A 13291-nucleotide genomic window follows, 5' to 3' on the forward strand; every position below is an offset into this window, starting at 1 on the left:
CATCACTCCGCCGCAACCATAGCGCTCTCCCGAGCCGAAACATTCGGGTCGGCGAGGGCCTTCATCACTGCCGCTACGCCGAATCCCGCCATGGCGACAACAAGCGCGATCAAGAGTCCCGTCAGCGTGGCGTTCAGGTAGTCGTTGAAGACGATGCGCTGCATGTCCTCGATCGATTTGGCGGGTGCAAGGACCTGGCCGGAGGCGAGCGAGTTTGAGAATTTCGCCGCGTGAGACAGGAAGCCGATTGCCGGATTTTCGCTGAAGATCTTCTGCCAGCCGGCGGTCAGCGTGCAGATGCCGACCCACGTGGCGGGCGCGAGCGTCACCCAAGCGTAGCGCTGCCGTTTCATCTTGAAGAGGATGACGGTGCAAAGCGTCAGCGCGATGCAGGCGAGCATCTGGTTCGCTATGCCGAATAGCGGCCAGAGTGTATTGATGCCGCCCAAGGGATCGACGACGCCCTGGTAGAGGAAATAGCCCCAGCCGGCGACGGCGATAGCTGTTGCCCCGATGTTTGCCGTCCATGAGCGCGTATCCCGCAAAGCCGGGCTTACCGTTCCCATCAGATCCTGGATCATGAAGCGGGCGACGCGCGTCCCGGCGTCGATGGTCGTCAGAATGAAGAGCGCCTCGAAGAGAATGGCGAAGTGATACCAGAACGCCATCATGGCTTTGCCGCCAATGGCGCTTGAGAGAATTTCGGCCATGCCGACGGCAAGCGTTGGCGCGCCGCCGGTGCGTGAGAGGATCGTCGACTCGCCGACGTGGGCTGCGGTTTCCCTCAGCGCGTCGGGGGTGATGGCGAAGCCCCAACTGGTGATCGCCGCGGCGGCCGTTTCCGGGGTCGTCCCGATCAGGGCTGCCGGGCTGTTCAGCGCGAAGTAGAGACCCGGGTCGAGCGTCGACGCCGCGACCAAAGCCATGATGGCAACGAAGCTTTCCATCAGCATCGCGCCATAGCCGATGAAGCGGGCGTTGATCTCGTTGTCGAGCATCTTCGGCGTCGTTCCGGATGAGACGAGCGAGTGAAAACCAGAGATCGCGCCGCAGGCGATGGTGATGAACAGGAACGGGAAGAGGTTGCCGGCGAAGACCGGCCCGGTTCCATCGATGAATTTCGTAACGGCCGGCATTCGGAGTTCGGGCAGAACGAAGAAGATGCCGATCGCCAGGCCCGCGATGGTGCCGATTTTCAGGAACGTCGACAGGTAGTCGCGCGGCGCGAGCAGCGTCCACACCGGCAGCACGGCGGCGACGAAACCATAGCCGATTAGCATCATCGAAAGCTGCTCGCCCGAATAGTTGAACATCGGTCCGAGCGTCGGATCTTCGGCAACGTGGCGGCCGAAGATCAAAGACAGCATCAACAAGCCAAAGCCGATCAGGGACATCTCGGCGATTCGGCCGGGCCGAATGAAGCGGCCGTAGAAACCCATGAAGACGGCAATCGGGATCGTCATCATGACGGTGAAGGTTGCCCACGGGCTTTGCTTCAGGGCCTTGACGACGACGAGCGCCAGTACCGCCAGCAAGATGACCATGATGAGAAGGACGCCGATCATCGCGATGGTGCCGGCGGTGTTGCCAAGCTCGGTGCGGATCATCTCGCCGAGGGAGCGCCCGTCGCGACGCGTCGAGGCCCAAAGCATGATGAAATCCTGCACGGCGCCGGCGAAAATCACGCCGAAGATCAGCCAGAGCGTTCCGGGCAGATATCCCATCTGCGCTGCGAGCACGGGGCCGACGAGCGGACCTGCACCGGCGATGGCTGCGAAGTGGTGGCCGAAGAGGACGGTTTTATCGGTCGGGCAATAGTCGAGCCCGTCATTGAAGCGCTGGGCTGGGGTCAGTCGCTTGGGATCGAGGCGCAATACGCGGTCGGCGATGAAGCGGCTGTAGTACCGGTATGCGAGGAGGTAGGAGCATATCGCGGCGGATACGAGCCAGATGGCGTTGATCGTCTCGCCTCGCGATAGCGCAACGATGGCAAGCGAGATCGCGCCGAGTACAGCGACGGCAATCCAAGTGAGATTTAAGCGCCAGTTAAGCATCGTTCCGTCCCTATCGTTCGCGATTATGGCTCGCAAATCGGTTCGGGGACGGAGACTACATAAAAAGGCGAAGGAGAACAGCCGTATCGGCGGTCGCGGGGGGATGCGCCTAATCGGCCAAGCCAAATTGGCTCAAGAGTGGATTGGTGGAGCTAACCGGGATCGAACCGGTGACCTCTTGCATGCCATGCAAGCGCTCTCCCAGCTGAGCTATAGCCCCGAACCATTCCAATCGGTGGAGCTGGATCCCACCGAAGTCGTGCCTGATAAGTCGTCTTGAAGGAAACTGCAAGGACGTTTCAGAGCTTTATCAAGGCTCTTCGTCGCCCTCGCCCGCCGGGCCACCAATAATATTGGAAACGTCGCCGCCTTCTTCTTCCTCTTCCTCGAGGAAGGTTTCGTCGTCTTCGCCGCCACCTGCATCATCGGCTTCGACGTCGACAAGAGCTTCTTCGCCCTCGACGACCGGCAATTCGCCGTCGGCATCGTCAGCCACAACCTTCTTCGCCTTCTTGGCTGCCAAGTCGCGCTGCTCAGCCTGAAGGGCTGCCAGTGCGGCGGGCGATGATGCGATCACATATTTGGCATTGCAGAAGGGGCAGATGATTGGGTCGTGCCCGAGATCGTAGAAGCGCTCGTCGCAATTCTGACAGGTGCGCTTCGTCCCTCGCGCTTGCTTGGTCGCCATGATCGTGCCTCGACATCTCGGAAATTGAAGGAGCCCGTCTGCCATAGGCGGTGCTGCCTGTCAAAACGAAAAAGTGGGAGCTGGCCGGACTGCGTCAAGGGCCCTCGCCGACGGCGTCTTGCCCCCCGTTCGAGCGTGCCGTTGACAGGGCGTCGCGGTCCAGTGTCTATCCGGGCTTCGACCGAGGCCGAAGTGCCCGATGCCCCCAATTTTCTAACGGTTTGGAAGGTTGATTTGAACACTACGGCCACACCGAAACCGCTTTCATCGCTCCGGGCAGCACCGCTCAAGGGCCGCGTGCGGGTTCCCGGCGATAAATCGATTTCGCACCGGGCGCTGATTTTTGGGGCGCTGGCGACCGGTACGACCCGCATTACGGGGCTTCTCGAAGCCGAGGACGTTATCAACACGGCTAAGGCGGTAAATGCTCTCGGCGCGCTCGCTGAGAAGCGTGGCGACGTTTGGGAGGTCAAGGGCCGCGGCGTCGGTGGCCTCAGATCGCCGGACGGGCCGCTCGATTTCGGCAATTCCGGCACCGGTGCACGGCTGATGATGGGCGTCGTCGCGGGACATTCGATGACGGTGGTCATGACGGGCGACGCTTCTTTGTCGCGGCGGCCGATGCGGCGGGTTTTGGCTCCTCTCATGGAAATGGGTCTCGAGGTTCTCGAGCCCGGTCAGGAGAAGTTGCCGCTGACCCTCAGGGGTACGAGCGAACTGACGCCGATCGTCTATGTGCTCCCGGTGCCCTCGGCGCAGGTGAAGAGCGCTGTCCTTATCGCCGGGCTTCACGCCGCGGGCGAAACGACCGTCGTCGAGCGCGAGCCAACGCGCGACCATACGGAGCGTATGCTGCGCCATTTCGGTGCATCGGTCCGAACCGAAGCAAAAGGCCTCGATACGCACATCACCGTGACGGGGCATGCCGAACTCGTGGGCCGGGATGTTCACGTTCCCGGCGATCCTTCGTCTGCGGCATTCCTCGCGGCTGCGGCGTTGCTCGTGCCGGGCTCCGATGTCACGATCGAGGGCGTGCTGACCAATCCGACGCGTATCGGCCTCTATACAACGCTGCAGGAAATGGGCGGCGATATCACGTTCCTCAACGAGCGCGAGGAGGGTGGCGAGCCGGTTGCCGACATTCGCATCCGCGCCTCGCGTCTCAAGGGCGTCCGCGTGCCGGCAGAACGCGCGCCGTCGATGATCGACGAATATCCGGTGCTTGCGGCGATGTCGGCCTTTGCCGAAGGGCAGACGCAGATGGACGGCCTGGCCGAGCTCAAGGTCAAGGAGAGCGATCGGCTTCAGGCAACGGCGGCAGGCTTGGAGGCCAATGGGGCGGTCGTGCGGGTCGATGGTGACAGCTTGACGGTTACCGGCAACGGCGGCCTCAAGGGCGGCGGCGTTGTTGCAACTCATCTCGACCATCGGATCGCGATGGCGTTTCTGACGGCCGGTCTCGTGAGCGACAAGCCGATCGTCGTGGACGATTCGACGATGATCGCGACGAGTTTCCCCGAGTTTCGCCAGCTCATGGAGACGCTCGGGGCGAGGTATGACGAGCCGGTCGCCCGGTGACCGCGATGCTTGTGTTCCGTCTCAAGAATGTGACCCGGGTCATTCCGGAACGGGGAGAACGCAATTGATCATTGCGATCGATGGTCCGGCCGCATCGGGCAAAGGCACTCTCGCAAAGCGTATTGCGGCTCATTTCGGTTTGGCGTGGCTGGACACCGGCCTTCTCTATCGCGCTGTCGCGAGGGACGTCCTCGCAGCCGGCGGTGATCTGGAAGACGTTCAGGCGGCGACGGCCGCCGCTAAATCGGTGAATGCCGACAGCCTGGATGACTCCGCGTTGCGGGGACCGCGTGCCGGTGATGCGGCATCGATCGTGGCAAAAATTCCCGAGGTGCGCGCGGCTCTGCTCGAATATCAACGGGCTTTTGCCCGGCAGGCAGGCGGCGCCGTTCTCGATGGCCGCGATATCGGCACGGTCGTGTGTCCGGACGCGCCGGTGAAAATTTTCGTGACTGCTTCCGACGAAGCCCGGGCGATGCGGCGCTTTTTGGAGCACCAGTCGCGAGGCGATAGCATCACGTACGACGAGCTTCTTGCCGATATCCGGAAGAGAGATGCGCGCGATAGGGGCCGTTCCGCCGCCCCCATGCATGCCGCCGACGACGCGGTTCATCTCGATACGACGGCATTGGACGCAGATCAGGCATTCGCCGCGGCATTGCGATTGATCGAACTCGCCAGCAACAAGTGCTGATATTGGGGCGTTATGCCTCTTTGCGGTGATGTTCGCCGCGTCGTGCGCTCTCTCTGGCGAGGTTTGCCGCCCATCCACGGGCTCGACCGCTCAACCGAAGCGTCATAAACCATTTTTCACTGCTAGACGCCTCAGCGGCGCCCGTAGGTTTGTGCTAAACAATTTACGGTAAGTGGCAGTTCGAACCGACACGGCCGTTTCGGGGTTTCACGAGTCTCTCCGACAACGGGGAACAAGGGATGCCATGGGCAAGAACGAGCAGAAGGTTGTGAAGCCGGAAGATCCGGAAATCCGCGATTGGACGGACTCGATATCGTCCGTTATCGCGTATGGCGGAACGGAACGCGCCGACAATATTCTGGAAGAAGTCGTCGAACGGGCGAGGGCCAGCGGCGCGGCAATTCCTTTTGCATCGAGCACCGCCTACATCAACACCATCAGCGTCGACGACGAAGCGAAGCTTCCGGGGAATCGCGAACTCGAACATAAGATCTCGGCGGCTATTCGCTGGAACGCGGCCGCGTTGGTGCTACGCGCGAACAAAGAGTCGACGGAGCTCGGTGGTCACATCGCGAGCTACCAGTCTGCATCGACGCTCTACGAAACCGGCTTCAATCACTTTTGGCATGCGCCGACCGAAAGTCACGGCGGGGATCTCATTCTCATCCAAGGGCATTCGTCGCCAGGGATCTATGCGCGCGCGTTCTTGGAGGGGCGGCTCGACGAGGACCGGCTTCTGCATTTCCGGCGCGAAGTCGGCGGGCGCGGGCTTCCCTCATATCCGCATCCTTGGTTGATGCCGGATTTCTGGCAGTTCCCCACGGTCTCGATGGGGCTCGGGCCGTTGATGGCGATCTATCAGGCACGCTTTCTCAAGTATCTCCACGCGCGGGGATTCGCCGATACGGAAGATCGCAAGGTTTGGGTTTTCTGCGGCGACGGCGAGATGGACGAGCCGGAAAGTCTCGGCGCGATTTCGCTCGCGGGCCGCGAGAAGCTCGACAACCTGATCTTCGTCGTGAATTGCAATTTGCAGCGGCTCGATGGGCCGGTGCGCGGCAACGGAAAGATCATCCAGGAGCTCGAGCGCAATTTCCGCGGCGCGGGCTGGAACGTTCTCAAGGTGATCTGGGGCTCGCAATGGGACGAGCTGCTGGCGCGCGATACGACCGGCAAACTGCGACAGTTGATGGAAGAGTGCGTCGACGGCGAATATCAGGTCTTCAAGTCGCGCGACGGCGCCTTCATCCGCAAGCACTTCTTCGGGCGCTATCCGGAAACGGCGGCGCTCGTCGAGGACTGGTCGGATGAGAAGATCTGGCGCTTGACGCGCGGCGGGCACGATACGTCGAAAGTTTACGCGGCATACGCGGCGGCGACGCAGCACAAGGACCAGCCAACGTGCATCCTGGCCAAGACCGTCAAGGGTTACGGCATGGGCCAGGCGGGCGAAGGCCAGATGCTCGCGCATCAATCGAAGAAGATGGATGTCGATGCGCTTCGTCAGTTCCGCGATCGCTTCAAGGTTCCGGTGTCCGACGAGCAGTTGGCCGAGGTGCCTTTCATTCGATTGCCGAAAGGCTCGCCCGAGGACGAGTACCTGCACAAGATGCGGCGCAATCTCGGTGGTTATTTGCCGTCACGCCGGCGCAAATCATCGGTAACGCTTCAGGCACCGCCGCTCTCGCTGTTCGAGTCACAGCTCAAGGGCTCCGAAGGCCGCGAGATCTCGACGACGATGGCGTTCGTGCGAATTCTGACGGCGCTGATGCGCGATAAGGAGCTTGGCCGGCGCATCGTCCCGATCGTGCCCGACGAGAGCCGCACCTTCGGCATGGAAGGCATGTTCCGGCAGTTCGGCATCTTCAGTCAGGTCGGTCAGCTGTACCGGCCGGAGGATGCCGATCAGCTGATGTTCTACAAGGAAGACAAGTCCGGCCAGATGCTGCAGGAAGGCATCAACGAGGCCGGTGCGATGGCATCGTGGATTGCTGCGGCGACGAGCTATTCGACGTCGGATGTGCCGATGGTGCCGTTCTACATCTTCTATTCGATGTTCGGTTTTCAGCGCATCGGCGATCTTGCGTGGGCTGCTGGCGACGAGCGCTGCCGCGGTTTTCTGCTCGGCGGCACGTCGGGGCGTACAACGCTCAACGGCGAGGGCTTGCAGCACGAGGATGGCCACAGCCATCTCATTTCGGCGACGGTGCCGAACTGCATCTCGTACGATCCGACTTTCAACTACGAGGTCGCCGTCATCATCCAGAACGGCATGAAACGCATGCTGACGGATCAGGAAGATGTCTTCTTCTATCTGACGCTTCTGAACGAGAACTATGAGCATCCGCCGATGCCGGAGGGCGTCGAGGACGGCATCATCAAGGGGATGTATTTGTTCCGGGCAGCACCCGACGGTGCGCCGGGCCACAAAGTTCAGCTGATGGGCTCAGGGGCGATCTTGCGCGAAGTCATCGCGGCCGCCGATCTCTTGCGCGATGACTGGGGCGTGCCTGCCGATATCTGGAGCGTGACGAGCTTTACGGAACTTGCGCGAGAAGCGCATGACGTCGAGCGCTGGAACCTGCTGCATCCGACCGAGACGCCGCGTGTTCCTTATGTGAAGCAAAAGATCTCCGAGCGCGGCGAGGGACCGGTGATCGCCTCGACCGATTACATGAAGCTCTATGCCGATCAGGTCCGGCCGTCGGTTCCGAACCGGTATTCGGTTCTTGGTACGGATGGGTTCGGACGTTCCGATTATCGCCGGACGCTTCGCTACTTCTTCGAGGTCGACCGGCATTTCGTGACGGTTGCTAGCCTCAAGGCTCTTGCCGACGAGAACAAGATTCCGTCGATCAAGGTCGCCGAAGCGATCGCGAAATACGGGATCGATCCCGATAAGGCCAATCCCGCGCACAGCTGATCAGAACAGGTTCGATACATGCCGCTCGTCGACGTCAAGGTGCCGAACATCGGTGATTTCGAGAATGTGCCCGTCGTCGAAATTCAAGTGAAGCCCGGCGACGAAGTGAAGATCGGTGATCCGTTGATCACGCTCGAGAGCGACAAGGCTGCGATGGACGTGCCTGCGCCCTTTCAAGGCCGGGTGGCGGAAATTCTCGTCTCCATCGGCGACAAGGTGAGCGAAGGCATCGCCATCGTGAAGCTCGATACTTCGGGCGATGCGAAGCCGGAAGCGCCGTCTGGCAACGCGAAGGGTGCTAATAAGTCCGGTAAGTCCGAGGCCGCTGCGAAGGCTCCGAGTGCGCCCGATAAGCCCAAATCCGTCGAAGCAGCCCCTGAAGCAAAAGACGGGGGATCGATACCGCCGCCCGGCGATTTCGGGTCGGTTTACGCGAGCCCGTCAGTCCGGCGCATCGCGCGCGATCTCGACGTCGATCTGAGACAGGTCAAAGGGACGGGCGACAAGGGCCGCATCACGAAGGATGATGTCAAAGCCTATATCGCGCGGAGCAGTCAGCCCGCGGCGGCGCCGGGCGCCGGCACGGGGCAGATGACGGGCATTCCGGAAATTCCGGCTCAGGATTTCTCGAAGTACGGGCCGGTCGAAACGAAGCCGATGTCGCGGCTGAAAAGGCTGACCGGGCCGAACCTGCATCGGGCCTGGTTGAACGTTCCGCATGTCACCAATTCCGACGAAGCCGACATCACAGATCTCGAAGCTTATCGACGGGATCTCGACGCGACGGCGAAGAGCAAGAATTACCGCGTGACGCTTGTCGCGTTTCTGCTGAAAGCCTCGGTGTCGGCGCTGAAGGAATATCCGGACGTCAATTCGTCTCTTGCGCCGGGCAAAGATGCGCTCATCCTCAAGCGCTACTACAACATCGGTGTCGCGGTCGACACACCGGACGGACTCGTCGTTCCGGTCATTCGCGACGTCGATCGCAAGGGCGTCCTCGAATTGAGCCAGGAGCTGACGGCCGTTTCGGCCCGCATGCGCGATGGCAAGATCACGCCAACGGACATTTCAGGCGCGACCTTCTCGATATCGAGCCTCGGCGGAATCGGGGGCACGGGCTTCACGCCGATCGTCAATGCGCCGGAAGTCGCTATTCTTGGAGCGGTCAGGGCTCAGATGAAGCCGCAGTGGGACGGTTCTGCATTTCAGCCGAGGCTGATGCTGCCGCTCTGTCTTTCTTACGATCATCGCGTGGTCGACGGCGCGCTTGCCGCGCGGTTCTTGAGAAAGATCTGCGATGCGCTGGCCGACGTTCGCCAACTGGTCTTGTAGGACGCGGGCATGAGCAGAAAAGAAATTCGCGTTCCGGTTCTCGGCGACTTCGAAGATGTTCCCGTCATCGAAGTGCACGTGAAGGCGGGCGCAACCATCGTCGCCGAAGACGCACTCATTACGCTCGAGAGCGACAAGGCCTCGTTCGATGTGCCAGCTCCGGAAGGCGGAAAAGTCGTCGAGGTTCTGATCAAGGTCGGCGACAAGGTCAGCGAAGGAAGCCCGATACTGACGCTCGAAACGGATGCGGGAGCACAGAGTCCAGCGGAGCCCGAGAAGGCGCCGCCGAAAAGGGAAGCGCCTCCGATTGCTGCCGCGCCAGCGGAAAAATATTCGGGCCACGCAGATCACTCGTGCGACGTGCTGGTGCTGGGCGCTGGGCCCGGCGGTTATTCCGCAGCCTTTCGTGCGGCCGATCTCGGCGCAAAGACCATCCTCGTCGATCGGTGGCCGGCGCTCGGCGGCGTTTGCCTGAACGTCGGCTGCATTCCATCGAAGGCGCTGCTGCACACGGCGTTCGTCATCGACGAGGCGGCTGCGTTGGGGAAACACGGCATTACGTTCGGCGCGCCGAAGATCGATCTGAAAAAGCTTGCAGCATTCAAAGACGCCGTCGTCGGCAAGCTCACGGGCGGGCTCGCGTCGATTGCAAAGGCGCGCAAGGTCACCACGCTGCGCGGGACCGGAACGTTCGTCGATGATCATCATATGACCGTGGTGTTCGACGACGGACACGAAGAGGTGGTGCGTTTCGAAAACGCCATCATCGCTGCCGGATCGGAAGCGGCGGCGTTGCCGTTCATGCCGTCCGATCCGCGGATCGTCGATTCGACGGGGGCGCTCGAGCTTCCGCAAATTCCCGACAAGATGCTTGTCATCGGCGGCGGCATCATCGGCCTCGAGATGGCGACGGTCTATTCGACGCTCGGCGCGCGGCTCGATGTCGTCGAGTTGCTCGACGGTCTGATGCTCGGCGCCGATCGCGATCTCGTCAACGTCTGGCAGAAGGTCAATGCGCGCCGCTTCGACCGTGTGATGCTCAAGACTAAAGTCGTTGCGGCGGAAGCGAAGCCAGACGGCATTTATGTAAGTTTTGAAGGTGCGGATGCACCGGCCGGACCGCAACGCTATGGGATGGTGCTCGTCGCTGTCGGGCGGACGCCGAACGGCAAGGCGATTGGCGCGGGTAACGCGGGTGTCGGCGTTACCGACCGTGGCTTCATTCCGGTCGACAAGCAGATGCGGACAAACGTTCAGAACATATTCGCCATCGGCGACATCGCGGATGAGCCGATGCTCGCGCATAAGGCCGTCCACCAGGGCCATGTCGCGGCGGAGAACGCGGCGGGGAAGAAGAGTTTCTTCGATGCCCGCCAGATACCGTCGGTCGCCTACACCGACCCCGAGATTGCGTGGGCAGGTTTGACTGAAACGGAGGCTAAGGCGCTGGGCATCGCGTATAAGAAAGCAGTGTTTCCCTGGGCGGCGTCGGGGCGCGCCATCGCGAACGCCCGGGACGAGGGCTTTACGAAACTCCTATTCGACGAGAGCACGGAGCAGATCATCGGCGGGGCCATCGTCGGCACGGAAGCCGGAAATCTCATTTCCGAGATTTGTCTCGCCATCGAAATGGGGGCGGACGCCGTCGACATCGGGAAAACGATCCATCCCCATCCGACGCTGTCGGAATCCGTGGGCATGGCCGCCGAGGTCGCTGAAGGGGTCTGTACGGACCTGATGCCCGCCAAACCGCCCCGAGCCCGGGTTTAAGGGGCGCAGGTCTTACGGCGTGGATACAATCCGGGGGCTTTGCGGGCCTTGCGTTCGGGGGGGCGGTTGGCTATATCAGCGCCATTCGACGTCGCTGTCGGATGGTCAAGAGGAAGATCAGCCGGTTGGGCGCCCCATAGGGGCCCCCGAATTCTGACCGGCAGGGCTGCGGCCCATCACGGCGACATCACATCCAGACATCCGCGCCACCAAGCCAGGCATCGCGTTCGCGCGGGTCTGCCTATTGGCGCTTCAAACATCAACCCAAACTCGCCCGGCCGCCGAGCCGGGCACCACGTCGTTATCAAGGAGAACGAATGTCCGCTGAAGTTGCCAATAAAGATTTTAATCCCTCGCGCGAAGATTTTGCCGCGCTGCTCGCCGAGAGCCTTGCCAAGGATGACCTGTTCGAAGGTTCCGTTGTAAAGGGCAAGATCGTCGGCATCGAAAAAGACATGGCGATCATCGACGTCGGCCTCAAAATGGAAGGCCGCGTTGCACTCAAAGAATTCGGCGTCGGCGGCAAGCCGGGCGACCTCAAAGTCGGCGACACCGTCGAAGTGTACCTTGAGCGCGTCGAGAACGCGCTCGGTGAAGCGGTTCTCTCGCGCGACAAGGCTCGCCGCGAAGAAAGCTGGACCCGCCTCGAGCGCCTCTACGAAAAGGGCGAGAAGGTTACAGGCGTCATCTTCAACAAGGTCAAGGGCGGCTTCACGGTCGACCTCGACGGCGCCGTTGCGTTCCTTCCGGGCAGCCAGGTCGACATTCGCCCCGTTCGCGACATCGGACCGCTGATGCATCAGCAGCAGCCGTTCCAGATCCTGAAGATGGATCGCCGTCGCGGCAACATCGTTGTTTCGCGCCGCTCGGTTCTCGAAGAGAGCCGCGCCGAGCAGAGGACGGAAATCGTTGCTCGTCTCGCCGAAGGCCAGATCATCGACGGCCTCGTCAAGAACATCACCGATTACGGTGCGTTCATCGATCTCGGCGGCATCGACGGCCTTCTCCACGTTACCGACATGGCATGGCGCCGCGTCAACCATCCGTCCGAAATCCTCAACGTCGGCGATACGGTGAAGGTGCAGATCATCCGCATCAATCCGGAAACGCAGCGTATTTCGCTCGGTATGAAGCAGCTTCAGTCCGACCCGTGGTCGGCGATCGAAGCCAAGTATCCGGTCGGCGCTCGCGTCAAGGGCACCGTGACGAACATTGCCGATTACGGTGCGTTCGTTGAGCTGGAGCCGGGCGTCGAAGGCCTGATCCACGTTTCGGAAATGAGCTGGACGAAGAAGAACACGCACCCTGGCAAGATCGTCTCGACGAGCCAGCAGGTCGAAGTTCAGGTTCTCGAAGTCGATCCGCAGAAGCGCCGTATCTCGCTCGGCCTGAAGCAGACGCAGGAGAACCCGTGGGATGCGTTCCTGACGCAGCACCCGAAGGGCTCGGTCGTCGAAGGTCCGATCCGCAACATCACCGAGTTCGGTCTCTTCATCGGTCTCGACAACGGCATCGACGGCATGGTCCATCTTTCGGACCTCGACTGGCAGAAGGCCGGCGACGAGGTCATCAAGGACTACAAGAAGGGCGACAACGTCAAAGCCATCGTTCTCGATGTCGACGGCTCGAAGGAGCGCATTTCGCTCGGCGTCAAGCAGCTGTCGGGCGATCCGGCAGACGCCATGGCGAAGTACAAGAAGGGTGATGCCGTCACCGGTACGGTCACGTCGGTCAGCGACGCTGGTATCGAAGTCAGGATCGCAGACAGCGAGTTGACGTCGTTCATCAAGCGCGCCGATCTCTCGCGTGACCGCTCGGAGCAGCGTCCGGAACGCTTCAACGTCGGCGACAAGGTCGACGCGGCCGTCATCTCGGTCGACAAGGCAGCGCGCCGTATCGCGGTTTCGATCAAGGCGCTTGAGCTTGCTGAAGAAAAGCAGGCGGTTGCTCAGTACGGTTCGACCGACTCGGGCGCTTCGCTCGGCGACATCTTCAAGGCCGCCATCAAGAAGCGCGAAGGCGCCGAAGACGCCGAGTAATCGGCCCGGCCAGGCTCCGGCCGGACTTTGGTCGGCCTCGGTCAGCGTTAAAAAATTGGAGGCGCGCGGCAGACTCTGCTGCGCGCCTTAACTTTTGGGCGAGACGCCGCGGGCTTCCCCGTTGCTCGCGGCCGCAACCTTGCCTACGTTCGCCGCCAGAACGATCCGCGCTGACGAGCCTCCCGCTCGACTTGCCGCGAGATGACGGAAAGG

General features: G+C 61.5%; 8 protein-coding genes and 1 tRNA gene. 6 read left to right on the forward strand and 3 right to left on the reverse strand.

Features of this window, described 5'->3' with window-relative positions; genetic code table 11:
• Positions 1-2: 2 nt before the first annotated feature.
• From BM399_RS01845 to BM399_RS01855, 3 genes are all read right to left on the reverse strand, one after another.
• Complete coding sequence (locus BM399_RS01845) at positions 3-2054, reverse strand: carbon starvation CstA family protein (protein ID WP_092863406.1); 2052 nt, start codon at positions 2052-2054, stop codon at positions 3-5.
• Positions 2055-2198: 144 nt separating this feature from the next.
• Positions 2199-2274: transfer RNA gene (locus tag BM399_RS01850), tRNA-Ala, on the reverse strand.
• 90 nt (positions 2275-2364) lie between these two features.
• Positions 2365-2742, reverse strand: coding sequence for a TIGR02300 family protein (locus BM399_RS01855; RefSeq protein WP_092863409.1), 378 nt, complete (start codon positions 2740-2742; stop codon positions 2365-2367).
• A 234-nt stretch (positions 2743-2976) separates the two neighbouring features.
• Between BM399_RS01855 and aroA the strand changes: the two genes are divergently transcribed.
• The 6 genes from aroA to rpsA all read left to right on the forward strand — a co-directional run bounded on the left by aroA (position 2977) and on the right by rpsA (position 13078).
• A complete protein-coding gene (aroA, locus tag BM399_RS01860; protein WP_092866131.1) occupies positions 2977-4320 on the forward strand; it encodes a 3-phosphoshikimate 1-carboxyvinyltransferase in 1344 nt (447 codons plus the stop codon).
• A gap of 64 nt (positions 4321-4384) precedes the next feature.
• Positions 4385-5014, forward strand: coding sequence for a (d)CMP kinase (cmk, locus tag BM399_RS01865; RefSeq protein WP_092863412.1), 630 nt, complete (start codon positions 4385-4387; stop codon positions 5012-5014).
• A gap of 244 nt (positions 5015-5258) precedes the next feature.
• Entirely contained in the window at positions 5259-7937 is a 2679-nt protein-coding gene (aceE, locus tag BM399_RS01870; protein WP_092863415.1) for a pyruvate dehydrogenase (acetyl-transferring), homodimeric type, read from the forward strand.
• An 18-nt stretch (positions 7938-7955) separates the two neighbouring features.
• The gene (locus BM399_RS01875; protein WP_092863418.1) at positions 7956-9269 is read left to right on the forward strand and encodes a 2-oxo acid dehydrogenase subunit E2; all 1314 of its coding nucleotides are present in this window, start codon (positions 7956-7958) and stop codon (positions 9267-9269) included.
• A 9-nt stretch (positions 9270-9278) separates the two neighbouring features.
• Positions 9279-11039, forward strand: coding sequence for a dihydrolipoyl dehydrogenase (gene lpdA / locus BM399_RS01880; RefSeq protein WP_092863420.1), 1761 nt, complete (start codon positions 9279-9281; stop codon positions 11037-11039).
• A 317-nt stretch (positions 11040-11356) separates the two neighbouring features.
• Positions 11357-13078, forward strand: a complete 1722-nt coding sequence (gene rpsA, locus BM399_RS01885) for a 30S ribosomal protein S1 (protein WP_092863423.1) — start codon at positions 11357-11359, stop codon at positions 13076-13078.
• The last annotated feature ends 213 nt before the right edge of the window (positions 13079-13291 follow it).

This window comes from Hyphomicrobium facile (genome assembly GCF_900116175.1).
In the GTDB taxonomy this organism is placed as follows: domain Bacteria; phylum Pseudomonadota; class Alphaproteobacteria; order Rhizobiales; family Hyphomicrobiaceae; genus Hyphomicrobium_B; species Hyphomicrobium_B facile.